This is a genomic window from Methylobacterium sp. Leaf111 (assembly GCF_001423285.1).
In the GTDB taxonomy this organism is placed as follows: domain Bacteria; phylum Pseudomonadota; class Alphaproteobacteria; order Rhizobiales; family Beijerinckiaceae; genus Methylobacterium.
This window is the reverse complement of sequence record NZ_LMNE01000074.1, coordinates 61311-86939: the sequence shown is the minus strand read 5'-3', so window position 1 is coordinate 86939 and position 25629 is coordinate 61311. Positions and strand designations below refer to the sequence as shown.

General features: G+C 72.4%; 27 protein-coding genes. 15 read left to right on the top strand and 12 right to left on the bottom strand.

The features are described 5' to 3' along the window. Nucleotides 1-41: 41 nt before the first annotated feature. Together ASF41_RS23125 and panC are read left to right on the top strand one after the other, a co-directional pair. Nucleotides 42-437, top strand: a complete 396-nt coding sequence (locus ASF41_RS23125) for a hypothetical protein (protein WP_056497505.1) — start codon at nt 42-44, stop codon at nt 435-437. Between the two features lie 100 nt (nt 438-537). After that, on the top strand, nt 538-1395 hold the full coding sequence (panC, locus tag ASF41_RS23120) for a pantoate--beta-alanine ligase (protein WP_056497501.1): 858 nt from the start codon (nt 538-540) through the stop codon (nt 1393-1395). Between the two features lie 12 nt (nt 1396-1407). Here the strand turns inward: panC and ASF41_RS23115 are convergent, their stop codons facing one another. From ASF41_RS23115 to ASF41_RS23080, 8 genes are all read right to left on the bottom strand, one after another. Next, a complete protein-coding gene (locus tag ASF41_RS23115; RefSeq protein WP_407067317.1) occupies nt 1408-2733 on the bottom strand; it encodes an alpha/beta hydrolase family esterase in 1326 nt (441 codons plus the stop codon). 89 nt (nt 2734-2822) lie between these two features. Beyond that, entirely contained in the window at nt 2823-3248 is a 426-nt protein-coding gene (locus ASF41_RS23110; protein WP_056218545.1) for a hypothetical protein, read from the bottom strand. A gap of 144 nt (nt 3249-3392) precedes the next feature. Next, nucleotides 3393-4118, bottom strand: a complete 726-nt coding sequence (gene dnaQ / locus ASF41_RS23105; protein WP_056218542.1) for a DNA polymerase III subunit epsilon — start codon at nt 4116-4118, stop codon at nt 3393-3395. Between the two features lie 72 nt (nt 4119-4190). After that, nucleotides 4191-4805, bottom strand: coding sequence for a dephospho-CoA kinase (gene coaE / locus ASF41_RS23100; RefSeq protein WP_056381835.1), 615 nt, complete (start codon nt 4803-4805; stop codon nt 4191-4193). Beyond that, the gene (locus ASF41_RS23095; RefSeq protein ID WP_056497494.1) at nt 4802-5641 is read right to left on the bottom strand and encodes a shikimate dehydrogenase; all 840 of its coding nucleotides are present in this window, start codon (nt 5639-5641) and stop codon (nt 4802-4804) included. The genes coaE and ASF41_RS23095 overlap by 4 nt, the downstream gene beginning before the upstream one ends. Then, nucleotides 5638-6699 (bottom strand): cation diffusion facilitator family transporter, encoded by a 1062-nt coding sequence (locus tag ASF41_RS23090; protein WP_082504755.1) that lies wholly within the window; start codon nt 6697-6699, stop codon nt 5638-5640. The genes ASF41_RS23095 and ASF41_RS23090 overlap by 4 nt, the downstream gene beginning before the upstream one ends. 110 nt (nt 6700-6809) lie before the next feature. After that, entirely contained in the window at nt 6810-7256 is a 447-nt protein-coding gene (hemJ, locus tag ASF41_RS23085; protein ID WP_056218533.1) for a protoporphyrinogen oxidase HemJ, read from the bottom strand. A gap of 7 nt (nt 7257-7263) precedes the next feature. Continuing rightward, complete coding sequence (locus ASF41_RS23080) at nt 7264-8427, bottom strand: uroporphyrinogen decarboxylase (protein ID WP_056497491.1); 1164 nt, start codon at nt 8425-8427, stop codon at nt 7264-7266. 568 nt (nt 8428-8995) lie between these two features. On the opposite strand from ASF41_RS23080, the gene ASF41_RS23075 reads away from it, so the two are divergent. From ASF41_RS23075 to ASF41_RS23065, 3 genes are read left to right on the top strand one after another with little or no spacing between them, the layout of a single operon-like run. Beyond that, entirely contained in the window at nt 8996-9826 is an 831-nt protein-coding gene (locus tag ASF41_RS23075; RefSeq protein ID WP_056218528.1) for a pyruvate, water dikinase regulatory protein, read from the top strand. After that, a complete protein-coding gene (locus ASF41_RS23070) occupies nt 9823-10461 on the top strand; it encodes a Maf family protein (protein ID WP_056497481.1) in 639 nt (212 codons plus the stop codon). Before ASF41_RS23075 ends, ASF41_RS23070 begins: the two co-directional genes overlap by 4 nt. A gap of 32 nt (nt 10462-10493) precedes the next feature. Beyond that, nucleotides 10494-10844, top strand: coding sequence for a lysozyme inhibitor LprI family protein (locus ASF41_RS23065; RefSeq protein WP_056497477.1), 351 nt, complete (start codon nt 10494-10496; stop codon nt 10842-10844). An 18-nt stretch (nt 10845-10862) separates the two neighbouring features. On the opposite strand, the gene ASF41_RS23060 is transcribed toward ASF41_RS23065, so the two are convergent. The 3 genes from ASF41_RS23060 to ASF41_RS23050 all read right to left on the bottom strand — a co-directional run bounded on the left by ASF41_RS23060 (nt 10863) and on the right by ASF41_RS23050 (nt 14170). Continuing rightward, on the bottom strand, nt 10863-11567 hold the full coding sequence (locus ASF41_RS23060; protein ID WP_056218521.1) for a uracil-DNA glycosylase: 705 nt from the start codon (nt 11565-11567) through the stop codon (nt 10863-10865). Then, nucleotides 11567-13105 carry a bifunctional UDP-sugar hydrolase/5'-nucleotidase gene (locus ASF41_RS23055; RefSeq protein WP_056497473.1) on the bottom strand — a complete coding sequence of 513 codons (1539 nt, stop codon included), beginning with the start codon at nt 13103-13105 and terminating at the stop codon, nt 11567-11569. Before ASF41_RS23055 ends, ASF41_RS23060 begins: the two co-directional genes overlap by 1 nt. Nucleotides 13106-13213: 108 nt before the next feature. Continuing rightward, on the bottom strand, nt 13214-14170 hold the full coding sequence (locus ASF41_RS23050) for a bifunctional 2-polyprenyl-6-hydroxyphenol methylase/3-demethylubiquinol 3-O-methyltransferase UbiG (protein ID WP_056497470.1): 957 nt from the start codon (nt 14168-14170) through the stop codon (nt 13214-13216). Between the two features lie 125 nt (nt 14171-14295). Here ASF41_RS23050 and hemH point away from each other — a divergent pair, with 125 nt between their 5' ends. The 10 genes from hemH (at nt 14296) to ASF41_RS23000 (ending at nt 24670) form a co-directional block, all read left to right on the top strand. After that, nucleotides 14296-15432 (top strand): ferrochelatase, encoded by a 1137-nt coding sequence (gene hemH / locus ASF41_RS23045; RefSeq protein WP_244472679.1) that lies wholly within the window; start codon nt 14296-14298, stop codon nt 15430-15432. Between the two features lie 89 nt (nt 15433-15521). Beyond that, nucleotides 15522-16712 (top strand): ATP phosphoribosyltransferase regulatory subunit, encoded by a 1191-nt coding sequence (locus ASF41_RS23040; protein WP_056497466.1) that lies wholly within the window; start codon nt 15522-15524, stop codon nt 16710-16712. Continuing rightward, nucleotides 16705-17685, top strand: a complete 981-nt coding sequence (gene hisG / locus ASF41_RS23035; protein WP_056218509.1) for an ATP phosphoribosyltransferase — start codon at nt 16705-16707, stop codon at nt 17683-17685. Before ASF41_RS23040 ends, hisG begins: the two co-directional genes overlap by 8 nt. A 97-nt stretch (nt 17686-17782) precedes the next feature. Then, on the top strand, nt 17783-18229 hold the full coding sequence (locus ASF41_RS23030) for a hypothetical protein (protein ID WP_056497463.1): 447 nt from the start codon (nt 17783-17785) through the stop codon (nt 18227-18229). A 147-nt stretch (nt 18230-18376) separates the two neighbouring features. Continuing rightward, nucleotides 18377-19666, top strand: coding sequence for a 23S rRNA (adenine(2503)-C(2))-methyltransferase RlmN (rlmN, locus tag ASF41_RS23025; protein ID WP_056276363.1), 1290 nt, complete (start codon nt 18377-18379; stop codon nt 19664-19666). Between the two features lie 3 nt (nt 19667-19669). Further along, nucleotides 19670-20182 carry a hypothetical protein gene (locus ASF41_RS23020; RefSeq protein WP_056351840.1) on the top strand — a complete coding sequence of 171 codons (513 nt, stop codon included), beginning with the start codon at nt 19670-19672 and terminating at the stop codon, nt 20180-20182. A gap of 1 nt (nt 20183) precedes the next feature. Next, entirely contained in the window at nt 20184-21956 is a 1773-nt protein-coding gene (ggt, locus tag ASF41_RS23015; protein WP_056497457.1) for a gamma-glutamyltransferase, read from the top strand. 100 nt (nt 21957-22056) lie between these two features. Further along, the gene (locus tag ASF41_RS23010; protein WP_056497454.1) at nt 22057-22854 is read left to right on the top strand and encodes a 1-acyl-sn-glycerol-3-phosphate acyltransferase; all 798 of its coding nucleotides are present in this window, start codon (nt 22057-22059) and stop codon (nt 22852-22854) included. Between the two features lie 124 nt (nt 22855-22978). Then, the gene (locus ASF41_RS23005) at nt 22979-23425 is read left to right on the top strand and encodes a hypothetical protein (protein WP_056497451.1); all 447 of its coding nucleotides are present in this window, start codon (nt 22979-22981) and stop codon (nt 23423-23425) included. A gap of 162 nt (nt 23426-23587) precedes the next feature. Next, nucleotides 23588-24670, top strand: a complete 1083-nt coding sequence (locus tag ASF41_RS23000; protein WP_056497448.1) for a DUF2125 domain-containing protein — start codon at nt 23588-23590, stop codon at nt 24668-24670. Nucleotides 24671-24696: 26 nt separating this feature from the next. Here the strand turns inward: ASF41_RS23000 and ASF41_RS22995 are convergent, their stop codons facing one another. Then, a complete protein-coding gene (locus ASF41_RS22995; RefSeq protein WP_056219443.1) occupies nt 24697-25629 on the bottom strand; it encodes a prephenate/arogenate dehydrogenase family protein in 933 nt (310 codons plus the stop codon).

Here is a 25629-nt window from a genome sequence, read left to right as displayed (position 1 = left end):
CACGCCTGCCTGACACGGTCGTCCCGCGAGGAGTGGACCCGATGCGGCGTGGCGGTGTGGCGATCAGACGGGGCGGGGCGGGGCTCGTGCTCCTGGCCGGATTGACGGCAGCCCCCGCCGGTTCGGCAGATCTCGGCGGCCTCGCCTTCCCGACCCCCGGGCGCGCGGTGGAGGGCTACGGGGCGGAGCCCGAGGGCCTGCCGCGCTACTTCCCGCGGGCGGAGGAGGAGGGTGGCGTGGCTCACCACGCACCGGTGCCGCGCCGCCGGCTGGCCGGCTGCATCCCGCGGCGGGTACCCATCCCCACCTATTCCCCCGGCGACCCGAGCTATGTCGGCTCGGCCTACGGCCTCGGCAAGCCGAGCTATTACGGCTTCACCCCGCCCCTCGGGGTCGACGATCCCTACGGCCGGCCCCTGCGGCCCTATTGTCCCTGAGGCGTCTGGCGTCCCGGCGGCAGGGCGATTAGGTCTCGCGCCGGGATGCGATCCGCGTCCGCGAGACCCTGCCGAAGACCTTGCCGAGGACGAGCCGCCGATGTCCGATCCCGTCTCCCTGCTCCGGTTCACGTCCGTCGCCCCCCTGCGCGCCGCGGTCGCCGCCTGGCGCCGGGCCGACGAGCGGGTGGTGCTGGTGCCCACGATGGGCGCGCTCCATGCCGGCCACCTCGCCCTGATGGCGCGGGCGCGCAGCCTCGGTCGGCGCGTCGTGGCGAGTATCTTCGTCAATCCGACCCAGTTCGGCCCGAACGAGGATTTTTCGCGCTATCCCCGCGACACCGACGCCGACCTCGCCCTGCTGGCGGAGGCGGGGGTCGATGCCGCCTACCTGCCGGAAGTCTCCGGGATGTACCCCGAGCACTTCTCGACCCGGATCGAGGTGGGCGGCCTCACCGAGGGCCTGTGCGGCGCCTATCGGCCGGGTCACTTCTCGGGCGTCGCCACGGTGGTGACCAAACTGCTCAACCAGGTCCAGCCCGACTGCGCGCTGTTCGGCGAGAAGGACTACCAGCAGCTCCTGGTGATCCGCCGCGCCGTGCGCGACCTCGACCTGCCCGTGGAGATCCAGGGCGTCCCCACCCTGCGGGAGGCGGATGGCCTCGCTCTGTCGTCGCGCAACCGCTACCTCGCCCCAGAGGAGCGGGTGCGCGCACCGCGCCTCCACGCCGTCCTGTCCGAGATCGCCGCAGGCCTCGCGGCCGGCGGAAGCGCCGGCCCCCTGGTCGAGGGAGGCCGGGCCGCGCTGGCGGCGGCGGGCTTCGAGCCCGTGCAGTATCTCAAGGTCCGCGATGCCGAGACGCTGGCGCCGGTGGAGCACGCCACGCGGCCGGCCCGGGTGCTGGCGGCGGCCTATCTCGGCCGCACGCGCCTCATCGACAACGTCGCGGTGGGTTGAACCACCGGACGTTCAGGCCCGTCCCGCCGCGAGGGGATTGGCCCGGAAGAAATCGAGCATCGCCCGCGTCGCGTCGGGCCCGCGCGGATCGGTGTAGCTGCCGGCCGGGCTTCCGCCGGACCAGGCGTGGCCGAGGCCGCGCACGATCCAGCCCTCCACCGCGACCCGTCCGTCCGCATCGGCGTAGCGGGTGCGGGTGTAGGGCAGGCCGCCCGGGCTCACCGCCTCCGCCGCCTCGGGCGTCAGCCCGTCGATGCCGGCCTGGGCCAACGCTTGGTCGCCGTTGCGGGGGTTCACGGTGCCGTCGCTCTCCCCGTGGAACACGATGGTGGGCACCCGCACCGTGGAGACCGGGCCGTCGGCAGCGGCCACGGGGCCGAGGCGCATCACCGTGAGCGCGGTCGAGACGTCGCGGGCACAGCCCGCCGCGAGGCCGGAATGGATGCCCACCGCCGCGTAGAGGTCGGGATAGGCCCGGGCGATGTTCACCGCCGCCGCACCGCCCGCCGACAGGCCGGCGATGTAGACCCGGGTCGGATCGACTCGATGCTCGGCGATGAGCGCGCGGGTCAGCCCGGCGATGATCCCCGCCTCGCCGGAATCCCGGCCCTGGTCGCCGGGCTGGAACCAGTTCCAGCAGCGCTGGCCGTTGGCGCGCCCGCTCTGGGCCGGGTAGGCCACGAGGAAGCCCTCCGCCTCCGCGCGGGCGTTCATGCCGGTGCCGGCGGCGAAATCGTCCGGCGACTGGGTACAGCCGTGCAGCATCACCACCAGGGGCAGGTCGGCACGGGCGTCGCTGGGAACGAACAGCTTGTAGTCCCGTGCCCCGGCCGCGTTGGAAAAGCTGTGCTCCGTGAAGCTGCCGCCCTCGGTGAGGGGCGCACGAACTTGGTTCAAGCCCGACGGGCCGAGACCGCCGGCCAGGCCCGAGACGAGAGTGCCGAGATTGCCGACGAGGCCGGAGGGGGTCGCCCCGCCGGGACCGGCCTTGCCGAGGCCCCCGAGCACCGGCGCGATGCCCCGCGTCACCGTTTCCACGACCTTGCGCAGCTTCTCGGGGAGGATCGCGGCGAGGCGCGCCTCCTCGGCGGCGGCCGAACCCGACGGGGACTCGGTCTGGAACGCGGGTTTGGATTCCGGCTTGGCCGCCGGGCCGGTCTCGACGCGCTCGGCCACGAGATCGATGGTGTGGGGCTGGGGCGCCGGAGCGCCGTGGTCGGCCGCGGAACGGGGGGGCGTGCCGGCGAAGCCGCGCTGCAGCAGGTCCGTCGCGTCCTGCAGGCGTCCGGCTGCCGTGAGGCGCGTCGCCTCCATCATGTCGGCGAGGCGGTCCTGCATCCGGTTCGAAGGGTCGGTCATGGGGTTCGCTTTCCGGCTCGACGACGGGTCGAACCATGCGAGGTCGGGAACGCGGTTTTTGGAGATTGTCAGAGGAGGCGGTCGGCGAGGGCCGCCTTCACGGCCGGAGTCGCCTGCAGGCTTCCCATGACCTCGATCGACGCGATGACCTCGCGGGCCAGTTCCGGGGTGACGTCGGGCGCGATGCTGGCGAGCCCGAGGACGCGGATGTCGAGGCGGATGCCGCTGGCGCGCGCGGCCTCGAGTTCGGCCCGGTCGTAGCGGCGCAGGCCGAGTTCGACGCCCTTGCGGGCCACCGATTGCCGGGTCACGTCGCCGTGGCGCGCGATCTGGTTGCGCACGGCCGTACGGATGAAGTCGCTCCGGTTGGCGTAGACGCTCTCGGACACGAGAAGATCGATGTGGCCGAGATCGACGTAGCCGAGATTGATCGTGATCTTCTCGGTGTCGCCGACCCGAATCGGCGCCCTGGGCTTATCCTCGAGATCGAGCATCGGACCTTCCCGTTACCATCCAGTGGGATGGTATATGGGAGACTTTTGTTGCGATGCAATAAGGAGCCTCGTGCGTCGCAGCATCGTGACGGCGACGGGACGGAACGAACAACCTACGCCGGTCCGGACCGGTTCGAGGGGCCTTCAGGCGGTCTCCTCCTCGCCGAGATAATCGCGCCAGACCGCACCGCCGCCCCCGAGGGTCGCGATGAAGGCCGCGTGCCGGGTGCGCTCGGCCTCGCTGAGCCGATGGCGCAGCGGGCGCGGCCCCACCGGGACGACCTCGCCGCCATCGCCGAGGATCACCACCTCCTCGGCCTCCGTCATGGCGAGCCCGAGGCTGGTCTGCTTGCCGCCGAGGAGCTCGACATAGACCTCCGCCAGGATCTGTGCGTCGAGGAGCGCGCCGTGCTTGGTCCGCCGCGTGGTGTCGATGCCGTAGCGCGAACACAGGGCATCGAGGTTGTTGGCCGCCCCCGTATGCTTGCGGCGGGCGAGCTGCAGGGTGTCGACGACGTCGGCGAGGTCGATGGGCGGGGGCGCCGCCGCGCCGAGGCGGGCGTATTCCATGTTGAGGAAGCCGACGTCGAAGGGCGCGTTGTGGATCACCAGGGGCGAGTCGCCGCAGAAGTCGCGGAATTCGTCGACGATGTCGGCGAAGAGCGGCTTGTCGGCGAGCATGGCGTCCGAGATGCCGTGCACCGCGAAGGCGCCCTGGGAAACCGGCCGGGTCGGATTCACCAGTTTGTGGAAGACCTTGCCCGTCTGCACGTGGTTGATCAATTCGACGCAGCCGATCTCGATCAGGCGGTCGCCGTTCTTGGCATCCGTGCCGGTGGTCTCGGTGTCGAGGACGATCTCACGCAGCATCGAAGGGTCCTGATCGAAGGGTCCCGGAGGCAGGGGCCGCAAGCTCCGACCTTGCGCCCTCCAGGGCCGGCGTCAAGGCGCCGCCGGCACCGATCCCGCGGTCAGTTGCCGGATGATCGACGCCACCTCGGCCTCGGCGTGGTCGAAACCCAGGCTGGTATCGAGGACGAAATCGGCGCGGGCCTGCTTCTCGGCGTCGGGCCACTGCTTGGCGCGGATCGCCTCGAAGGTCGCCGCATCCATCCCGGGCCGGGCGAGCACCCGGGCGCGCTGCACGTCGGGCGGGGCGGTGACCACCAGGACCCGGTCGCAGCGGGCCTCGCCGCCGGTCTCGAACAGGAGCGGGATGTCGAGGAGCACCAGGGGCGCTTCGGCGTGGCGGGCGAGGAAGTCCCGGGCCGCGGCCTGGGCCAGGGGATGGACCAGGGCCTCGAGGGCGGCGAGGCGCTCGGGCGCGCCGATCACCGCCTCCCGCAGGCGCGCCCGGTCGACGGCGCCGTCCGCGTCCAGGGTTCCGGGGAAGGCCGCGCCGATGGCGGCCGCCGCTGCACCGCCGGCGCCGTAGAGGGCATGCACCGCCGCATCCGCGTCGTGGACCGGCACGCCGTGGCGCGCGAACATCGCCGCGGTGGCCGACTTGCCCATGCCGATCGAGCCGGTGAGTCCGAGGATGACCGGCCGGCTCATGCGGGCGCCAGGTCCGCGACGATCCGGGCGCGCAGGGCCGGCGTCACGCCCGGGGTCGTGCGGAACCAACGGGCGAAGCCCGGCACCGCCTGGTGCAGCAGCATGCCGAGGCCATCGACGGCGGGTAGCCCCCGTGCCCGGGCCGCCGCGAGGAGGGGCGTCTCCAGGGGCGCGTAGACGATGTCGGCCACCGCCGCGTCCTCGGGCAGGGGCAGGAGGTCGAGGGCGAGGGGGGGATGGCCGACCATGCCGAGCGACGTGGTGTTCACGAGGAGCCCGGTGCGGGCCATGGCGTCCGGCAGGTCGTGCCAGGCGACGCCCTCGACCCGGGTGGGGTCGAGGGCCACCAGGGCCTCGGCCCGGGCCGGCGTCCGGTTGGCGACCCAGACCCGCGACAGGCCGCGCTCCAGGAGGCCGACCACGATGGCGCGGGCGGCGCCGCCGGCCCCGAGCACCAGGGCGGTGCCGCCGCCGCGCTCGGTCCAGCCGAGGCCCAGGCTCTGGTCGAGATGGGCGACGAAGCCGGGGGCGTCGGTGTTGTCGCCGCAGAGGCGCTCGGACCCGTCGAAGAACAGGGTGTTCACCGCCCCGATCCTCTCCGCCCGCGGCGTCAGGGATTCGACCAGCCCGAAGGCCGCCTCCTTGTGCGGGATGGTGACGTTGCCGCCGGCGAAGCCGTTCGCGCGCAGTCCGGCCAGGAAGGCCGGAAAGGCCTCCGGCGCCACGTCGATGCGCTCGTAGCGGCCGTCGATGCCGTGCTCGGCGAGCCAGTGTCCGTGGATCAGCGGCGAGCGCGAATGCGCGATGGGATGTCCGACGACGAAGGCACGGATCATACGGTGCAATCTCCGGCGAGCGCGCAGGCGGGGCCGCCCGCCTCCTCGATCTGCAGGGTGGCGTGGCCGATGCCGAAGCGGCTCCGCAGCTCTTCGGCCGTGGCGATGAGGAAGCCGTTGCCCGGATGCCCCTCCGCCATGACGAGGTGCGCCGTCAGGGCGATATCGGTGGTGCTCATCGGCCAGATGTGGAGGTCGTGCAGGTCCGCCACGCCGGCGCGCGCCCGTAGGTAGGTACCCACCGCCGCCGGGTCGATGCCGGGGGGCACCGCCGAGAGCGACATCACCACGCTGTCCCGCAGGAGGCCCCAGGTCGCCCAGACGATGAGGCCGGCGATGACGAGGCTGACCAGCGGGTCGATCCAGGCCGCTCCCGTCAGCACGATGATGAGGCCGGTCACCACCACGCCGGCCGAGACGGCGGCGTCGGCCAGCATGTGCAGGTAGGCGCCGCGGATGTTGATGTCGCTGCCCTTGCCCGAAGTGAAGAGCCAGGCGGTGGCGCCGTTGACGAGGATGCCGAGGCCGGCGACCACCATCACGGTCAGCCCCGCCACCGGCTGCGGCTCGGGGGCGACCAGACGCACGATCGCCTCCCAGGCGATGGCGCCGGTGGCGACGAGTAGGAACACCGCGTTGAACAGCGCGGCGAGGATCGAGGAGCCGCGCAGACCGTAGGTGAAGCGCGGCGTCGGGGTGCGCTTCACCAGTACAGAGGCGATCCACGCCACCAGCAGCCCGAGCACATCCGACAGGTTGTGGCCGGCATCGGCCACCAGGGCCATGGACTCGCTGGCGAAACCGTAGATCGCCTCGATGACCACGAAGGCGATGTTCAGGCTGATGCCGATGGCGAAGGCGCGCCCGAAGGTGGCCGGCGCGTGGGAATGCCCGCCATGGGAATGCCCGCCGCCCCCGTGGGAATGGCCAGCGCCATGCGCATGACCGCCTCCGTGGGAATGGCCGTGCCCGGCAGGGGCAGTGCTGGGGATAGGCGCGCGGGCATGCCCGTGATCGGCGTGGTCGTGATCGTGATGATCGTGCGCGTGCTCAGCCATCGGTCCCGCTTTCAGTCCCGCCTTGGGCCGTACCGGAGCGCCGGGCCGCCCGTGCGCGGCCGGCGCCGGCTCCAGGGATCCTGTGATCCCGGGATACAGGGCAAAGGCCCTCACCAGATAGCCGGTTTCACCGCCGCCAGGATCACGATCAGGATCATGAGGAGCGTCGGCACCTCGTTGAGGACGCGGTAGAACTTGTGGCCCCGCGTGTTCCGGTCGGCGGCGAAGTCCTTCACCATCCGGGCCAGCCAGCCGTGGATGCCGCTCATGGCGAGCACCAGGACGAACTTCGCCTGGAGCCAGCCGGCGGCGTAGTAGCCGCTCATCCAGGCCAGGATCAGCCCGAAGATCCAGGTGGCGATCATGGCCGGGGTCATGATCGCCTTCAGGAGGCGCCGCTCCATGACCTTGAAGGTCTCGGACTGGGCCGCCGCGTGCGGCCCAGGCACCAGGGCTGCGTGGTAGACGAACAGGCGCGGCAGATAGAGCATCGCCGCCATCCAGGAGATGAGCGCGACGAGGTGCCCGGCCTTGAGCCAGGGGTAGAGGCCGTCCATCGCCGCCTCAGCCGCGCAATCGGGCGAGCATGCGCTCGACGTGGGCGATCGGCGTCTGCGGCGTGATGCCGTGGCCGAGGTTGAAGATGTGCGGCAGGCCCTCGGTGGCCGCCAGCACGCCGTCCACCGCCGCGTCGAGGGCCGCGCCCCCCTCGATCAGGGTCTCGGGATGGACGTTGCCCTGCGTCACCGTGGAGGCGGGCACCCGGGCGCGCAGGGCCTTGAGGTCCACCGACCAGTCGACGCCGACCGCGTCGGCGGCGGTCTCGGGCACCACGCGGGCATGACCCTCGAGGCCGGAGCCGCGGGCGAACACGATGATCTTCGCGCCCGGCACTCGGGCGCGGACCCCGGCGATCATCCGGGCGATGGGCTGGAGCGACCAGCGGGTCAGGGCGTCGCGGTCGTTGGACCCGGCCGAGGCGCTCTCGGGCAGCGCGCTCTCGGCGACCTCGTTGACGGCCTCCTCGCTGCCGGCCGCGTCGGCACCCCGCGCGTCGGGCAGCGCGCCCGCATGCGACTCGAAGATCTGCACCGCATCCGCGCCGGCCTCGAGCTGGCGCACCAGGTATTCGGTCTGCACCGTGACGAGGCGGTCGATCAGAGCCTCCACCAGGGCGGTGTCCTGCCGGGCCAGCGCCCTGGAGGGGGCGAGGTCGGGGGTGCCGCGCCCACCGATCATGTAACTCGCCACCGTCCAGGGCGCGCCGCAGAAGCCGAGCAGCGTGGTCTCGTGGGGCAGTTGCGCGCGCAGGCGCCGCACCGTTTCGAAGACCGGCTCCAGGTGGGCGAAGATCGCCGGATCGCCGGCCTCGCGCAGGCGCTCGAATTCCGGCCGGCCCGCCATCGGGTCGAGGCGCGGCCCCTCGCCCTCCACGAAGCGCACGTGCTGGCCGAGCGCGTCCGGGATCACCAGGATGTCGGAGAACAGGATCGAGGCCTCGAAGCCGAAGCGCCGGATCGGCTGCAGCGTCACCTCGGTGGCGAAGTCGGGATTGTAGCAGAGGTCGAGGAAGGACCCGGCCTTTGCCCGGACCTCCCGGTACTCGGGCAGGTAGCGCCCGGCCTGGCGCATCATCCAGGCGGGGGGACGCGGCAAGGCCTCGCCCGCGAGAACCCGCAGGACCGCCCGGTCCCCACCTGTGCGGTCCCCTGCAACTGCCTGGCTCATCCGATCTCCCGACGTTCCATTCCCCTGTGGCCGGTATGTAGCACCGAAGCGTCGGATGTCTTCCTCCCGAAACCGCCGCGTCTCGAAAACCTCTCGCTCCCGGAAACCTCGTGCTCGTCCGGGTGTCGGAGGGGCGTCCCGGCCGTCATCCCCACACCGGCTCTCTAAAAGGAAAGAGAGATTCTAGGACTCTGTTTTTTCTTTTAGAGGGCTGGATGGCGGGAGCGGAAATTCGTCCACAGGGCGTCCCCGCGACCGCGGCGTTAATCAGCCTTTAACGGATTGGGTTCAATGTCCCGGATAGGTGATGGCCCACAGTGCCTTGCCCCTGCCCGGCGGTCGCCGACCGGGCCTCGGTCCCGGATTCTCCCAAAACCGCTTGGGAATCGCGCCGGTGTGACGGTGTGTTGACGCCGGAGTCGACAAGACGGCCCGGGCGCCCGCTGGACCCTTCGGGCAAGCCGGCTTATCCACCCTTATCGACTCCCCTGACCGAGCCCGGTGGACAAGACCATGACGGGTGATCGTCATGCATCCTGGACCTCAGGCCGGAGGAGACAGCCCTTCGATGAGCCGTAGCTATTTCCACCTGCACCTCGTCTCGGATTCCACCGGTGAGACGCTCATCAACGTGGGCCGCGCGGCCGCCGCCCAGTACGAGGGCGTCTCGGCCATCGAGCACGTTTATCCCCTGGTGCGCTCCGCCGCGCAGCTCGAACGGGTGATCTCCGAGATCGAGGCCGCGCCGGGGCTCGTGCTCTACACCCTGGTGGGCCACGACCTCACCGAGCGGCTGGAGGCGGCCTGCCGCGAGACCGGATCGCCCTGCCTCTCGGTGCTCCAGCCGGTGCACGCCCTGCTGCAATCCTATCTGGGGGCGGATTCGACGGCCCGGCCCGGCGCGCAGCACATGCTCAACGCCGAGTACTTCAAGCGCATCGACGCGATGAACTTCACCCTGGCCCACGACGACGGCGTCCTGCCCCTCGACGTGAACGAGGCCGACGTGATCCTCGTGGGCGTCAGCCGCACCTCGAAGACCCCGACGGCGATCTACCTCGCCAATCGCGGCCTGAAGACCGCGAACTTCCCCCTGGTGCCGGGCATGCCCCTGCCCGAGAGCCTCGAGACGGCGCGAAAGCCGCTCCTCGTCGGGCTGCTGGCCAGCCCGGAGCGCATCGTCCAGATCCGGCAGAACCGGCTCCTCAGCCTGAAGGCCGACGATTCCTCCCTCTACGTCGATCGCGGGGCTGTGGCGGACGAGATCGCCGCCTGCCGCCGCCTCTGCGCCAAGCACCGCTGGCCGACCATCGACGTGACCCGGCGCTCGATCGAGGAGACGGCGGCCGCCATCCTCGACCTGCACCGCGAGCACCGCCTGAAGTTCATCGCCTCGTGAGCGTCCCAAGCCGCCCGCGGCCCGCCTCGCCCTGGCGCGGGGATCGGCCCCTCCTCCTCGCCTCCACCAGCGCGACGCGGCGCGCGCTCCTCGAGAGCGCCGGCCTTGCCGTCGACGCCGAGAGCCCCGGGGTCGACGAGCGCGCGGTGGAGGCGGCGTGCGCCGGTCTGCCGCCGGAGGCCCTGGCCCGGCGACTCGCCGAGGCCAAGGCGGGGGCCGTGGCGGCCCGCCGGCCCGGGCGCGTGGTCGTCGGCGCCGACCAGGTCCTGGCCTGCGACGGCACCCTGTTCCACAAGCCGGCGGACCTCGCCGCCGCCGCCGCGCAGATCGGCGCCCTCGCGGGCCGGACCCACGCGCTGCACGCGGCGGTGGCCCTGGCCGTCGACGGGGCCGTGGTCGAGAGCTTCGTCGAGACCGCGCACCTGACCATGCGGCCCCTCGAGGCCGCGGCGATCGCGGGCTATGTCGATCTCGCCGGGCCCGAGCGGGTGTGCTCCAGCGTCGGCGGCTACCAGCTGGAAGGCCTCGGCATCCACCTGTTCGCGGCTGTCGCGGGCGACCAGTCCACCATCCTCGGCCTGCCGCTGCTGCCGCTCCTGGCGCGGCTGCGGGCGCGGGGCTGGCTCAGCATCTGACGTTCTGATCCCGATCGCACGAGGCCTGCTCCATGCTGACGATTCTCCGCCCGCTCTTCGGCGGCCTGCTCCTCGTCCTCGCGGCCGGCTCGGCCGAGGCCGCGAGCTTCCCCTGCGAGAAGGCGGAGGCCGCCGACGAGAAGGCGATCTGCGCCCACCTGCCCCTCAACGACCGCGACGTGGAGATGGCGACCCGCTTTGAGATCCTGCGGGCGATGCTGCCCATGGGCGGCAACGCCAAGCTGCGCGAGGACCAGGAGGCCTGGCTCACCGAGCGCCGCGCCTGCGGCGCCGACGTCGCCTGCCTGACGCAAGCCTACGATGGCCGGCTGAAGGTCCTGCGGGCCGTGTTCTCGGAATTCGCCAAGCAGGGGCCGCTCTGAGGCCGGCCCCCCCGGCCCTCAGTCGAGCTGCCAGTCGATCGGGGCGACGCCGTGGCCCGACAGCCAGGCATTGGCGGCGTCGAAGGGGCGCGAGCCGGGAAAATCCCGCGCGCGGTTGAGCGGCGAGGGATGGCCGCATGCGACGATGCCGTGGCGGTCGGCCTCCACCAGGGCGGCGCGGGCGCGGGCCTGGGCGCCCCAGAGCAGGAACACCGCCGGCTCCGGGCGGGCCGAGACCGCCGAGACCGCCTGGTCGGTCAGGGCCGACCAGCCGTAGCGCAGGTGCGCCCCGGCCTTGCCCGCCTCCACCGTGAGGGCGGCGTTGAGGAGGAGCACGCCCTGCCGGGCCCAGGGGGTGAGGTCGCCCGTCCGGGGCTTGGCCGGCGGGACGCCCGGTTCGGCGAGCTCGGCCAGGATCACCTTGAGCGAGGCCGGGAGCCGCCGCGGGCCGACATACGAGAAGGCGAGGCCGTTGGCGTCGCCCGGCGTGGGATAGGGGTCCTGCCCCAGGATGACGACCTTCACGCGGTCGAGGGGCGTGAGCGCGAGGGCGTTGAAGACGGCCTCGGGCGCCGGCAGCACGGTGGCGCCGGCGGCGATGCGGGCGTCGATCCGGGCGGCCACCGCGTCGGCGGCGCCATCCTGGAAGAACGGCAGCGCGAGCCAGGACGAGCCCGACTTTCGGAAGCGGGCGAGGGCGTCGGCGACGGGCGTCTCGGACATCAGCGAACCAGGATGCGGCCCTCTACGGGGGCGGGGAGCGGGGCGTTGGCGCGGATATACGCCATCACGGCATTGGCCACGAGCTGTCCGTCGGTCCGGCCGATCAGGGTCCGGCCCCGGGCGAGGTCACCGTAGCCGTTGCCGCCGTCGTACAGGAAGTTGTTCGACGCGACCGTGTAGGTCGCGTCCGGGTCGACGATGCTGCCTGCCGCGCTCAGCGACACGATCCGCTTGCCCACCGGCGCGGTGGGATCCAGGGTGACGACGAGGCCGGAGACCTGCGGGAAGCGGCCCGCCGGGTGGCCCCAATCGGCCAGCGCCCCTTCGAGGAGGGCGCGCAGGTGCGCGCCCGTCAGCGACACCAGCACGATGGTGTTGCCGAAGGGCAGCTCCGTCAGGATGTCCCGGCGGGTCAGGGTCGCGCCGGCGGGGTAGAACCGGTTGCCCCGGATGCCGCCGCCGTTCGTGATCGCGACCTGCGCTCCGGTGGACGCCCGCAAGGCATCGGCCACGAGGCTGCCGAAGCTCGCTTCGCGGACGCGCACCGCGGCGATGCGGCTGTCGAGGGGGGCGCGGGTCACGCCCACCGGCACGTCGAGTTCCCGTGACAGCGCGCCCTGGAGGCGCTGCACCTCCGCCAGGGTCTCGGGATCGGGGGTGACCCGGGCCGAGTCGTGGATGCGGAAGCTCGGGCGCCAGTCCACGCGCCGGTCCCGCCCGGTGCCGGTCACCGTCGCGGTCACGTCGATGGCGGTGACGTAATGGGCGTCGAAGCTCGATTCCGCCATCACGGTCTGGCCGTCGTAGCGAACCACGAGGTCGTGGTCGTGGCCCGAGAGCAGGATGTCGACGAGGCGGGCGGCCACGATGGCGTCGTCAGTGGCCCGGGCCGTGTGGCAGACGCCCACCACGAGGTCGGCGCCCGCCTCCCGCAGGGCCTGGACCTCGCGGGCCAGGGTCTCGATCTCGGGGGCGAAGCGCAGGTCGCCCGCCTGCGATTTCTCCGGCGTGCTCGCCAGCGCGATCCCCACCACGCCGACCCGGATGCCCCCGAGGGTGACCACCATTCGGTCGCGCACGCCCGCCAGCGGCCGGCCCGCCCCGTCGCGCAGGTTGGCCGCCAGGACGGGGAAGCTCGCCTCGCCCATCCGCTCGGCGAAGGTCGCCGGGCCGAAATCGAACTCGTGGTTGCCGGGCACGAACACGTCGGGCGGCGCGCGGTTGAGGAGCTCGACGATGTGGGCGCCGCGGTCGAAGCCCGACAGCAGCGACGGCGAGAGGGTGTCGCCCGCATGGGCGTAGAGCATCGGCACGCCCCGGGCCCGCTCGGCCTTCACGATGGCGGCGAGGCGCGCGAACCCGCCTCGGCCGTCGACCTCGGCCATCTGATAGAGGTCGTTGACGAGGAGCAGGCTGAAGGTCGGTTCGGGTGTCGCCGCGGGCGCGGCCTCGGCCGGGCTGCCCAGAGCGATGGCGAGACCGGCCCCGAGGCCAAGGGTCTGGCGGCGGTTCGGCGGCGTCCTGGGGGGGTTCGTCACGGCGGCGTCTCGGGTGTCGGGCGGGCGGCCGGATGCCGCCGCCTGACTCCGGTTCTAGGACGCCGTTCACGAAGGGGCTACGACGGCCGCGACCCGCGCGCGGCCGCCTCAGCGCGAGACGAAGGTGTCGCGCACCGCCTTGGCGTTGCGGCGGACCATCGGCCAGAGCCAGGCGCCGGAGGCCAGGAAGACGGCGGGCGGCATCGGCTTCAGCGCCACGGCCAGGCGTTCGGCGAGGCCGGGATTGGCCAGGGCCACGGGCGGGGCGTCGGTCTTGGCATAGACCACCGCGGTGTTCTCGCGCGGGTAGTGCGGATGCGGCACGAGACCGGCCCGGCGGGCGGTGAGGTCGAAGGTCTCGCGGACGAAGCCGTGGACATGGGCGAAGTGGAAGCGCTCGTGCGCCGGCTTGCCCGTGGTGGCCATGTCGGGCACGGCGGCGAAGAGCACGCCGTCCGGCTTCAGCCAGCGGGACAGGCGCTCCATCACGTCGGCAGGGTCGCGCAGGTGTTCCAGCACGTGCCGGGTGGTGACGACGTCGAAATACCCCTCGGGGAAGCGCGCATCCTCGTCGGCGTCGTCCAGCACCTCGACGCCGTGATGGGCGCGGGCGTAGTTGGCATAGTCCCGCCCCGGCTCGACGCCGATCGCCTCGCAGCCCTTCGCGCGGGCCTCGGCCAGGAACTCGCCCGACCCGGAACCGAAATCGAGCACGCGGGCGCCCGGCTTCAGCATGGGCGCCAGGAGGCCGGCGCGGAAGGCGGCCTCGCGAGCGGAGCGCTTGAGGTGGACCCGGGGCGGGCCGCCCGCGAAGGCGAGCTGATAATCGGCCCGGTAGGCGCTGGCGTAGTAGTCCGCGAGCTCGGCCGGCGTCGGCATCGGGTCGGTGCGGATCAGGCCGCACTGGCGGCAGGCGATGGATTTCAGCGTCTTCAGCCGGCGGTCGCTCTCGGCCACCACCACGGACTCCGCGGAGCCGCAGAGATTGCAGGCGGTCGGCCCCCCCGTATAGGGATAACCCGTGAAGGGCATGAAGTGGTTGAGGAAGTACCGGGGAGACGGCATGTCGCGCCTTCATCCATCGTGTGGTCGCTGGAAGGCTCCGTGCTCTAGATAGATATCCCCAACGACACAACCTTTCTGAACCCGCCGCTCTCAAGCGCTCACATCCAGGGCGATACGGAAACCCGATGAACGAACGCGTCGCACCGCCGCTCCCGCAGGACGGACTGTCGCTCCCGACCCAGACGGGCGGACCCGGAAGCGCTCCCGGACCGGTTCCGGGATCCGCCCCCGGACCCGCACCGGGACAAGCCTCCCTGCCGGCCGAGCATCCGCCGGTGCGCTGGGGCCGGGTCGGCGTCCTCCTGATGAATCTCGGGACGCCGGAGGGCACGAGCTACTGGCCGATGCGCCGCTACCTCAAGGAATTCCTCTCCGACCGCCGGGTGATCGAGGTGCCGCGCCTGATCTGGTGGCCGCTCCTCAACCTCGTCATCCTGACGAAGCGCCCGGGGCCGAAGGGCCGCGACTACGCCAGCGTGTGGAACAACGAGCGCGACGAGGGCCCCCTGAAGACGATCACCCGCGGCCAGGCCGAGCGCCTGCAGGCGGCCATGGGGGATTCGGTCGTGGTCGACTGGGCGATGCGCTACGGCAAGCCGGAGGTCTCCGTGCGGATCCAGGCCCTGCTCGACCAGGGCTGCGACCGCATCCTCCTGGTGCCGCTCTATCCGCAATACGCCGCCGCGACCTCGGCCACGGCCTGCGACCAGGCCTTCAAGGCCCTGATGCAGATGCGCTGGCAGCCGACGGTGCGCGTCTCGCCGCCCTATCACGACGACCCCGTCTACATCGACGCGATGGCGACCTCGATCCGCGAGGGCCTGGCCAAGCTCGACTTCGAGCCCGAGGTGATCCTGACCTCGTTCCACGGGGTGCCGAAGAGCTACCTCCTCAAGGGCGACCCCTATCATTGCCAGTGCGTGAAGACCGGGCGCCTGATCCGCGAGGCGCTGGGATTCTCGACGGAGAAGATGCGCACCACCTTCCAGTCGCGCTTCGGCAACGAGGAATGGCTGCGGCCCTACACCGACGAGACGGTGCAGACCCTCGCCAAGAGCGGCGTCAAGCGCATGGCGATCGTGGCGCCCGGCTTCACCGCCGACTGCCTCGAGACCCTGGAGGAGCTCGACGGCGAGAACCGGCACTACTTCGAGGACAATGGCGGCGAGCAGTTCGCCTACATCCCCTGCCTGAACGACAGCGACCTCGGCATGACGGTGATCGAGACCGTGGTCCGGCGCGAATTGCAGGGCTGGGTCTAGCGTTCCGGGCCGGACGGCAGCGCCGAAAGCCATCGCCAAGTGCAGGCCCGGTTGCTACTAGAGCCCGCGACGAGGCGGCAGGCGAGACGATGACGAGACCGGAGGCAGGCGGGGGCACCGCGGGCGAACGATCGCAGGAGCACCTGCGCCTGCTCGCCCATTTCCAGGAGGCCGGCTACGGCGCCGTGACGCCGCCTGTGCTGCAGCCGGTGGAGCCGTTCCTCGAACTGTCCGGCGAGGACATCCGCCGGCGCATCTTCGTGACCCAGGACGCTGCGGGCAGCGAGCTCTGTCTGCGCCCGGAATTCACGATTCCGGTCTGCCGCCACCACCTCGCGCATGCCCCGAAGTTTTCCGCGCCCAGGGACCCGCAGGGGGCCGACTACAGCTACCTCGGACCCGTCTTCCGGCTCGCCGGCGACGAGCCGGACGAGTTCCTCCAGGCCGGCATCGAGTCGGTCGGGCGCACCGACACGCCGGCCGCCGACGCGGAGGTGATCGGCCTCGCCCTCGAGGGCCTTGCCCTGCTCGGGCGCAGCGACGTCGCCGTCCGCCTCGGCGACATGGGTCTCGTCGACGCCCTGCTGGACGCCCTCAGCGTGCCGCCCACCGCCAAGCGCCGCACCCTGCGGGCGCTGGCCGCCGGCCGTTCCCTCGACGCGGTCACCAACGGCCTGCGCATGGAAGACCCCCATGCGGGTCTCCTCGCCGCGATCCAGGGCCAGGATCCGAAGGGGGTTCGCGCCTTCGTGGAGGACGTGCTGTCGATCGCGGGCATCTCGCGGGTCGGCGGCCGCAGCGCCGGCGAGATCGCCGAGCGCTTCCTCGCCAAGGCCTCCGCGCAGGCGAGTGGGGGTTCCGGACTCAACCCCGAGAACCGCGCGCTCATCGATCGCTATCGCGCCATCGAGGGCGATCCCGACAGCGCCGCCGCCGCGGTGCGGGCCCTGGTGCAGGAGGCCGGCCTCGACCATCCGCCCCTCGACGCGGCCCTCGACCTGTTCGAGGAGCGCACCGGCTTCATGGCCGCCCGCGGCTTGGCCGTGGAGAACTTCCGCTTCTCCGGCGGCTTCGCCCGCAACCTCGACTACTATACCGGCTTCATCTTCGAGGGCACGGCGCCCGATGCGCCGAAGCTGCCCCTGGTGGGCGGCGGCCGCTACGACGGCCTGCTCCAGCACCTCGGGAGCCCCGTGCCCGTGCCTGCCGTCGGTTGCGCCGTCTGGCTCTCGCGGGTCGTCGCGGACGCCCCCACCACGAAGGACGCGACCGTTGGCTGAACCGGATTCCCTCGTCCTCGCGGTTCCCTCCAAGGGCCGGCTGCAGGAGAACGCCGCCGCCTTCTTCGCCCGGGCCGGCCTCAAGCTCGCCCAGAACACCGGCGCGCGCGACTACCGCGGAAAGCTCGTGGGCGTGCCCGGCGTCGAGGTGCGCTACCTCTCGGCTTCCGAGATCGCGGCCCAGCTCGCCAGCGGGGCGGCCCATCTCGGCATCACCGGCGAGGACCTGATCCGCGAGTCGCTGCCCGACGCCCGCGGCCAGGTCGAGCTGCTGACGCCCCTCGGCTTCGGCCAGGCCACCGTGGTGGTCGCCGTGCCCCAGGCCTGGATCGACGTCCGCGCCATGAGCGACCTCGACGAGGTCGCCGCCGAGATGCGGGTCCGCCACGGCAAGCGCCTGCGCATCGCCACGAAGTACATCAACCTCACCCGCCGCTTCTTCGCCGAGCACGGCGTGGCGGATTACCGCATCGTCGAGAGCCTGGGCGCCACCGAGGGGGCGCCGGCGGCGGGTTCGGCCGAGATCATCGTTGACATCACCACCACGGGGGCGACGCTGGCCGCCAACGCCCTGAAGATCCTGGAGGACGGGATCATCCTGCGCTCGGAGGCGAACCTCGTCGCCTCCCTGAACGCTCCCTGGGGCGAGCCCCAGCGCCGGGCCCTGCGCGCCGTCCTCGGCCGCATCCAGGCGGAGGAGCGCGCCCGCACCACCCGCGAGGTCCGCGCCGCCATGCCCGACGACGGCGACATCGATCTCGCCGGCATCGCCGCCCTGCACGACGCGGCCCTGCCCTACGGCGCGCCCGAGGGCCGCGGCGAAATGGTGCTGCACTGCCCTGTCGATGCCGTGTTCGACCTCGCCGACGCCCTGGTGAAGGCTGGGGCGGGCGCCGTGAACGTGCGCAAGATCGACTATGCCTTCACGCCGGACAATCCGCTGATGGACCGGCTGCTGAGCCGGCTCGGCTGAGACTCGCGGTGGGGCCGGCGTTTGACGCGTCGCGCCCGGGGCCTATCTCAGCGCGCAAGCGGAGCGCGAAGCCTCCGCGCCTGAGGAAACCCCACGCATGTTCGCTCGTCTCCCGCAGGCCGCAGGCCGCGTCGCTTGCCTCGCCACCAGTCTCGCCCTGCCGCTCGCCGCGCAGGCCCAGATCCGCAACGCGCCCGCGCCGCGGGCCCTGGAATTCGCCGCCTACATCTTCGCCGCCGCCAATGTCTGCGGCTACCGCATCGGCACGGAGGAGTTCGACGCCCTCCTCGAGAAGCAGAACGTGCGCGCCGCCGACGTCAGCCCCCGCGGACCGTTCGGCGGGCGGGTGCAGACCATGTTCGCCCTGATGTCGAACCAGATGCAGCTCAACCGCGAGAAGGCCTGCGTTGCCGTGGCGGGGGAGTACGGTCCCGAGGGCAGCATCAGCAAGAACGTCCTCCTGCCCGCCCCGCCCGCCAAAGCGCCCGCCGCCGGCGCCTCCCCGGGCGAGGCCAAGCCCGGCGAGGTCAAGCCGGCACAGTAAGGGCCCGCCGGCCGGGCGGCGCGCGCCGGCCGGCCCTGGGGACCGGTCCGGGACGAGGCCCGAGGCCGGGACACCCGCCCGCATTCGCGTTTTCGAGCCGAATCCCCTATATCGGACCCATCCCAAGTCCGAAGGTTCATCCAGATCATGGCGACGGCGTCGTTCGACACCGCCCGGCGCGACGCGAGCGCCGTTCCCGCAATCGAGAAGCTGCCCGAGTTCGAGCCGCAGGCGGCCCCTCTCGGGCGCGCCTCCCTCGTGGGGCTCACCCGCGAGCAGCTGAAGGCCCGGCTCGGCGCCATCGGCGTCTCCGAGCGCGAGCAGCGCATGCGCTCGGGCCAGATCTGGCACTGGCTCAACGTGCGCGGCGCCAAGGCCTTCGACGAGATGACCAATGTGGGCAAGGGCCTGAAAGGTCAGCTCGCCGAGGCCTACACCCTCGACCGGCCCGAGGTGGTCACCGAGCAGGTGTCCCGCGACGGCACGCGCAAGTGGCTCATGCGCATGGCCCCCACGGGCAAGCACGACCACAACCGCGGCGCCGAGATCGAGTGCGTCTACATCCCGGGGCGCGGGCGCGGCACCCTCTGCGTCTCGAGCCAGGTCGGCTGCACCCTCACCTGCTCGTTCTGCCACACCGGCACGCAGCGCCTCGTGCGCAACCTGACGGCGGCCGAGATCACCGCGCAGCTCGTCGTCGCCCGCGACCACCTCAACGACTGGGCCGGCCAGAATCCGACCGCCCCCGGCGCCGACGAGACCCGGCGCAAGGTCACCAACATCGTCTTCATGGGCATGGGCGAGCCCCTCTACAATCTCGACAACGTCGTCGACGCCGTCGGCGTGATGGCCGACCAGGAGGGCCTTGGCCTCTCCCGCCGGCGCATCACCGTCTCGACCTCCGGCGTGGTGCCGCAGATGCAGCGCCTCGGCGACGAGGCCCACGCCATGCTGGCGATCTCCCTGCACGCGGTGCGCGACGACCTCCGCGACACCCTCGTGCCCCTGAACCGCAAGTACCCGCTCGCCGAGCTGCTGGCCGCCTGCCGGTCCTATCCCGGCCTGAACAACGCCCGCCGCATCACCTTCGAGTACGTGATGCTGAAGGGCGTGAACGACAGCGACGCCGACGCGCGCGAGCTGGTGCGCCTGCTCAAGGGCATCCCGGCCAAGATCAACCTGATCCCGTTCAATCCCTGGCCGGGCAGCGCCTACGAATGCTCGGACTGGGACCGCATCGAACAGTTCTCGGACATCATCTACGAAGCCGGCTACGCCTCACCTGTGCGCACCCCGCGCGGCCGCGACATCCTGGCCGCCTGTGGCCAGCTGAAGAGCGAGACCGAGAAGCTGCGGGCCCGGGCCCGGATGATGCTGGAGGACGGCATCGGCGCCGAGGGCGTCTATGCGGGCGCCGACGACGGCGACGAAGACTGAGGGGTGCGTCTCCTCGGCGACCTGTTCATCGCGAGCCTCGCCCTGGTCCTGGCGATCCCCTGCGGGGCGGCCGTCCTGGCCCTCGGCGCGATGCTCGACCCGGCCACCAGCGAGACCCTGTCCCGCCTCGGCCTCGTCGGGCTGTTCTCCGGGTTGACCGACCTCGCCTCCGGGATCGGTCCCGAGACCCTGCTGTTCGCGCTCGCCGCCATCGCCCGCGCGCTGTTCGTGCTCCTGGTGGTGCCGCCGGTCCTGGTGGCCGTCCTCGGGGCGGTCCTGGGCTGGCGCGCCGCCAGCTGGTACGGCGCCGGGACCGGTCTCCTCACCGCCGCCGTGCCCTGGCTCGCCCGCGGCCTATCGCGCACCGGGGCGAGCGCCGAGACCTTGGCGCTGGAAGGGCGCATCACCGCGGTGCTGTTCCTCACCGGCGCGGCGTCGGGCCTCGTCTACTGGTTGATCGCGGGGCGCCATCGCGGCGCGCCCGTCCTCCCGCCCCGCGACAACGGACGCGCCTGACATGCGGCTGACCTCCTCGCGCATCGCCCTCGCCCTGGTTCTGGCCGGCACGGTCCTGTCCGCCACGGGGCCGGGTCTCGCGCAAGGGGGGCCCGGCCCCGTCTCGGCCCTGCCGGAGCCGCCGCCGATCCAGTCCGACGACGCCCGCCTGCTGCCGGTGCTCGGCGCCCACGGCATGGTCGCCTCGCAGGAGGCGCGGGCCACCCGCGTCGGCGTCGCGATCCTGCGCGCCGGCGGCAACGCCATCGACGCCGCCGTGGCGGTCGGCTTCGCCCTGGCCGTGACCCTGCCGCGGGCCGGCAACCTCGGCGGCGGCGGCTTCATGATGATCCACCGGGCGGAGGGCGACGAGACGATCGCCCTCGATTACCGCGAGACCGCCCCGGCCGCCGCCCGCTCCGATATGTTCCTCGACCCCCGGGGCGAGCCCGACCGCGCCGCCTCCACCCGCACCGGCAAGGCGGTGGGCGTGCCCGGCACCGTGCGGGGTCTGGCCGAGGCGCACCGCCTCTACGGCTCGGGCCGCTTCACCCTGGCCGACCTGATCGCCCCGGCCGAGAAACTCGCCCGCGAGGGCATCCCGGTGGAGTCGGGCCTCGCGGACTCGCTGCCCCGCGCCGCCGGCCTGCTCGGCCGCTGGCCGTCTTCGCGAAAAATCTTCTTTGCCGGCGATAGACCCCTGGAGCGCGGTGAACGACTGGTCCAGACCGATCTCGCCGACACCCTCGCGGCCATCGCGACATCCGGCCCCGACGCCTTCCACTCGGGCCCCATCGCAGAGCGCATCGCCGCCGCCGTGCGGGCCGCGGGCGGGGTGATGACGGCCGAGGATCTTGCCGCCTATCGCCCGGTGCTCCGCGAGCCCGTGCGCGGCACCTACCGGGGCTACGCCATCGCGTCGATGCCGCCGCCGAGCTCCGGCGGCATCCACCTCGTCGAGATCCTGAACGTGCTGGAGGGCTTCGACCTCGCCCGCATGGGGGCGGGCAGCGCCGATGCCCTCCACACCCTGGCCGAGGCGATGAAGCCGGCCTATGCCGACCGGGCGACCTGGCTTGGCGACCCCGCCCGCACCCAGGTGCCGGTGGAGGGCCTGATCGCCAAGCCCTACGCGGCGCGCCTGCGGGCCGGGATCGATCCCGCCCGCGCCCGGCCCGCCGCCGAGGTCAAGGCGGGCGATCCCCTCCCTTTCGAATCCGACCAGACCACCCATTTCTCCGTGGTGGACAGGGCCGGCAACGCGGTCTCGAACACCACCACCCTGAACTTCTCCTACGGGCTCGGCCTCGTGGCGGAGGGCACCGGCGTGCTCCTGAACAACGAGATGGACGATTTCTCCGCCAAGCCCGGCGCCCGCAACGCCTACGGCCTCGTCGGCAGCGTCGCCAACGCGGTCTCGCCCGGGGCCCGGCCCCTCTCCTCGATGACCCCCGCCTTCGTCTTCCGCGACGGCCGGCTCGTCCTGGTGACGGGCAGCCCCGGCGGCAGCCGCATCATCTCGACGGTGCTGCAGGTCATCGTCAACGTGCTCGACTTCCGCATGAACCTGGCCGAGGCCGTGGCCGCGCCGCGCATCCACCACCAGTGGCAGCCGGACGTGCTGATGGCCGAGGAAGGCCTCTCCCCCGACACCCTGGCCCTGCTCAGGGCCCGCGGTCACACGGTCCGGGTCGGGGCGACCTCCGGCTCGGCCAATTCGGTGCAGGCCGCCGACGGGCTGCTGGCGGGCGCCGCCGATCCGCGCCAGCGCGGCACCCTGGCGGAGGGGGACTGAGGGGGCGGATAATCCCGCGCTCGGATGGTCTGGGACGAGATCGCACGCTACACGGGAGCCGGGCCGCGCCCTGTCCCGGGCTGTCTCCTCCAGGTTCCCGATGCTCCTCGTCCGCTCCCTCGCGTTCAACCTCGCCTTCTACGTCGCCACGACCCTCATCGCGATCGGTGGGCTGCCGACCCTCGTCTCCCGGCGCGGGGTCATCCGGCTGGCCCAGCTCTGGGGCCGCGTCACCCTGTGGCTCCTGCGGGTGGTGGGCGGCATCACGGTGGAGTTCCGGGGCGTCGAGAACATCCCGTCCGGCCCCCTCCTGGTGGCGGCCAAGCACCAGTCGGCCCTGGAGACCCTGGCCCTCGTCACCGCCTTCCCGGACTTCGCCTACATCCTCAAGCGCGAGCTGCTCTGGATCCCGCTGATCGGGTGGTTCCTCTCGCGCTCCGGCATGGTCGCCATCGACCGCAGCAAGGGGGCCCGGGCGATGACCGCCATGAACGAGGCCGCCGCCCGGGCCATCCGGGACGGGCGTCAGCTCATCATCTTTCCCGAAGGCACCCGCCGCCCGCCCGGCGCGCCCCCCGCCTACAAGCTCGGCATCACCCACCTGTACGCCGCCCTCGGCGTGCCCTGCCTGCCCGTCGCCCTGAACACGGGCCTGCACTGGCCCCGCCGCCGCCTGGTCCGCCGACCCGGCACTGCGGTGATCGAGTTCCTCGCCCCGATCGCGCCGGGCCTGGACCGGGCCCGCTTCCTCGAGGTGGTCCAGGGCCGGATCGAGTCCGCGTCGGACGCGCTGCTGGCCGCCGGCCGGAACGAGCTCGCGGCCGCCGGGCACGCGATTCCGAATGCCGTCCCAGCCTCTCCGGCCAAGGCCCGGCGGAACGGATCGCCCGTCGCCTGAGGGGGTCGCCGGGGCCGGGTTGCCCCTGTGTACGACTTGTGGATAACTTCCGTCATCCCCATCTCATTGGAGGCCGGGGCGTCGTCCTTGACACCAACGAACCGTTAAGATTAACGTGGAACAAATGGCGAACAAGAGAGCCCTGTCCTGGTCGGCCGCCCTGCGCGACCTGAAGGACGATCGAGCACGGAGACAGGAAGTGCGCGAGGAACGCCTGAGGACGACGGCCGGCCTGCGCGGGACCCCCGCCCTGGTGCTCAGCGCCTGGCGCGGCCGGTCCGGCCGCCGCTACGTGGTCGGCATCCATGAGCTGGCCGAGCCCGAGCTCGACGACATGGGCGAGGCCGTGGTGATGGCGGTGCGCCGCGACGCCTCGGGCGTCGGCGAACTCGTCTCGGTGGCCTCCGCCGGGCAGAGCCCGCGGGAACGCCTGCACCGGAACTGGATCGCCCGGGCCCGGCACAGGGGCGCGACCGAGATGCACGTCCACCGGCTGGCCGAGGACGAGGCCGAGCGCGAGGCCATCGTGGCCGATCTCGGGAGCGAGCAGAAGGCCGACGCCGCGAACTGATCGCGGCGGAGCGGTCGCTCCGCTGACGTCACGGCTTCGCGTTTTGCAGCGCCCGTGGGGCCCTGCCATGCTTTCGCCGCCGAGACCCTGCCAAGCCTTGCATCCGGGCTGCCCCGACGATGGCCGCAGGCCCGTGACGCGAGCGCAGGATACCGACACGCGATGGCGCAGAGCCCGACCCCGACCCGTCCCCTCTCGCGCAAGGGGCTGTTCCTCCCCTACATTCTCCTCGCCACCCTCGTGATCGCCTGGTCGCTCGGGTGGTTCTACATCCGCCACCGGGCCGCCTCCGAGATGGATGGCTGGATCGCGCAGGAAGCGGCCGCGGGCCGGACCTGGACCTGCGCCGACCGCAGCATCACCGGCTATCCCTTCCGCATCGAGCTGCGCTGCGCCTCCCTGGCCTTCAGCCGCTCCGACAGCCGCTTCACCCTCGGGCCGGTCACGGCGGTGACCCAGGTCTACCAGCCGCGCCAGGGCATCCTCGAGGTCGGCGGGCCGTTCCACGTCGAGCAGGGCGACCTCACGGCGGACGCGACCTGGACCTCCCTGGAGGGCAGCTTCCATGGCGCCTCCGACGGCTTCGTGCGTGCCTCCGTGGTGGCCAACGGCGCCAAGGGCGTGGTGCGCGGCGCCGGTCCCGAGCCGATCGCGTTCGACACCCAGCACCTCGAGCTCCACGCCCGTCCGACCCCGGGCCGCTTCGAATCGGAGGGGTCCATCGACATCAGCCTGCGGGCGAACCGGATTTGCCTGCCGCTGGTCGACGCGGCGCTGGGCAATGCCGACCCGGCCGACCTCGCCCTCGACGCCACCGTGAGCCGCGCCACGGCCCTCGGCACCGGCACCGTGGCCAAGGAGCTGGAGGACTGGCGCCAGGCCGGCGGCGGCCTCGACATCGCGCTGCTGTCCCTGGCCAAGGGCGAGCGCCGGCTCCAGGCCAAGGGCCGCCTCGACCTCGACGCCGCGCACCGGCTCCAGGGCCAGCTCGACCTGCGCGCGGCCGGCGTCGAGGCCCTGGTCGGCCAGGTCATGGGCCAGCGCTTCGGTGCCGAGAAGGGCGCGCTGATCGGCAGCCTCGTCGGCCAGCTCCTCGGGCGTCGCAGCCAGGCCAGTGCCGAGGCCGGCGTCGCGGCCCCGGCCGACGATGCCCTCAAGCCCCTGCCGCCCCTGCGCCTCGCCGAGGGCCGCCTGATGCTCGGCCCGTTCCCGATCCCCAACGTGCAGCTGCCGCCGCTCTACTGAGCGGCCGCCCGCGCGGGGGACGCGCCTCAGGCCGCGGGGTCGCTCGGGCGCCCGCGGCCGAAATCGGCCTCGGCCGTCTCCTGGCCCATGGCGACGATGCCCCGGCGGATGGCGCGGGTGCGGGTGAAGAGGTCGTGCAGGGCCTCGCCGTCGCCCCAGCGGATCGCCCGGGCCAGGGCCGCGAGGTCCTCGTTGAAGCGCCCCAGCATCTCCAGCACCGCGTCCTTGTTGGTCAGGAACACGTCCCGCCACATGGTCGGGTCGGAGGCGGCGATGCGGGTGAAGTCGCGAAAGCCGCCGGCCGAGAACTTGATCACCTCGGACTGGGTCACGGCCTCGAGGTCGGCGGCGGTGCCGACGATGTTATAGGCGATGAGGTGCGGTACGTGGCTGGTGATGGCCAGGACGAGGTCGTGATGCTCCGGCGTCATCGTCTCGACGATGGCGCGCAGGCCTTCCCAGAAGGCCTGGACTCGCGCGGTCGCAGCCGGGTCGGTGTCCTCGGCCGGAGTGAGGATGCACCAGCGTCCGGAGAACAGGGTCGAGAATCCGGCATCCGGCCCCGAATACTCGGTGCCGGCCACGGGGTGCGCCGGCACGAAATGCACGCCGGCGGGCAGGTGCGGCGTGACGGCCGCCACCACCGAGGCCTTGACCGAGCCGACATCCGACACGATGGCTCCCGGCTTCAGGGCCGGACCCAGGATCTCGGCTACCGCGCCGACGGCGCCCACCGGTACGCACAGGATAACGAGATCGGCCCCCGCCACGCCCGCGGCGAGGTCGTCCGTGGCCGTGTCCGCGAGGCCGAGCGCCCGCACCCGCTCCAGCACCGCGGCGTCGCGGTCGAGGGCGACGATGCGCCGGGCGAGGCCGAACTGCCGGGCGCCCCGGGCGATCGAGGAGCCGATCAGCCCGAGGCCGACGATGGCCAGGGTCTCCAGGGGGGGCGCGTCGAT

Bases quoted from the DNA above. Each gene is read 5' to 3' on its own strand.
- ASF41_RS23125 (WP_056497505.1), top strand. From the start codon at position 42: ATGCGGCGTGGCGGTGTGGCGATCAGACGGGGCGGGGCGGGGCTCGTG.
- panC (WP_056497501.1), top strand. From the start codon at position 538: ATGTCCGATCCCGTCTCCCTGCTCCGGTTCACGTCCGTCGCCCCCCTG.
- ASF41_RS23115 (WP_407067317.1), bottom strand. From the start codon at position 2,733: ATGCAGGACCGCCTCGCCGACATGATGGAGGCGACGCGCCTCACGGCA.
- ASF41_RS23110 (WP_056218545.1), bottom strand. From the start codon at position 3,248: ATGCTCGATCTCGAGGATAAGCCCAGGGCGCCGATTCGGGTCGGCGAC.
- dnaQ (WP_056218542.1), bottom strand. From the start codon at position 4,118: ATGCTGCGTGAGATCGTCCTCGACACCGAGACCACCGGCACGGATGCC.
- coaE (WP_056381835.1), bottom strand. From the start codon at position 4,805: ATGAGCCGGCCGGTCATCCTCGGACTCACCGGCTCGATCGGCATGGGC.
- ASF41_RS23095 (WP_056497494.1), bottom strand. From the start codon at position 5,641: ATGATCCGTGCCTTCGTCGTCGGACATCCCATCGCGCATTCGCGCTCG.
- ASF41_RS23090 (WP_082504755.1), bottom strand. From the start codon at position 6,699: ATGGCTGAGCACGCGCACGATCATCACGATCACGACCACGCCGATCAC.
- hemJ (WP_056218533.1), bottom strand. From the start codon at position 7,256: ATGGACGGCCTCTACCCCTGGCTCAAGGCCGGGCACCTCGTCGCGCTC.
- ASF41_RS23080 (WP_056497491.1), bottom strand. From the start codon at position 8,427: ATGAGCCAGGCAGTTGCAGGGGACCGCACAGGTGGGGACCGGGCGGTC.
- ASF41_RS23075 (WP_056218528.1), top strand. From the start codon at position 8,996: ATGAGCCGTAGCTATTTCCACCTGCACCTCGTCTCGGATTCCACCGGT.
- ASF41_RS23065 (WP_056497477.1), top strand. From the start codon at position 10,494: ATGCTGACGATTCTCCGCCCGCTCTTCGGCGGCCTGCTCCTCGTCCTC.
- ASF41_RS23060 (WP_056218521.1), bottom strand. From the start codon at position 11,567: ATGTCCGAGACGCCCGTCGCCGACGCCCTCGCCCGCTTCCGAAAGTCG.
- ASF41_RS23050 (WP_056497470.1), bottom strand. From the start codon at position 14,170: ATGCCGTCTCCCCGGTACTTCCTCAACCACTTCATGCCCTTCACGGGT.
- hemH (WP_244472679.1), top strand. From the start codon at position 14,296: ATGAACGAACGCGTCGCACCGCCGCTCCCGCAGGACGGACTGTCGCTC.
- ASF41_RS23040 (WP_056497466.1), top strand. From the start codon at position 15,522: ATGACGAGACCGGAGGCAGGCGGGGGCACCGCGGGCGAACGATCGCAG.
- ASF41_RS23030 (WP_056497463.1), top strand. From the start codon at position 17,783: ATGTTCGCTCGTCTCCCGCAGGCCGCAGGCCGCGTCGCTTGCCTCGCC.
- rlmN (WP_056276363.1), top strand. From the start codon at position 18,377: ATGGCGACGGCGTCGTTCGACACCGCCCGGCGCGACGCGAGCGCCGTT.
- ggt (WP_056497457.1), top strand. From the start codon at position 20,184: ATGCGGCTGACCTCCTCGCGCATCGCCCTCGCCCTGGTTCTGGCCGGC.
- ASF41_RS23010 (WP_056497454.1), top strand. From the start codon at position 22,057: ATGCTCCTCGTCCGCTCCCTCGCGTTCAACCTCGCCTTCTACGTCGCC.
- ASF41_RS23005 (WP_056497451.1), top strand. From the start codon at position 22,979: ATGGCGAACAAGAGAGCCCTGTCCTGGTCGGCCGCCCTGCGCGACCTG.
- ASF41_RS23000 (WP_056497448.1), top strand. From the start codon at position 23,588: ATGGCGCAGAGCCCGACCCCGACCCGTCCCCTCTCGCGCAAGGGGCTG.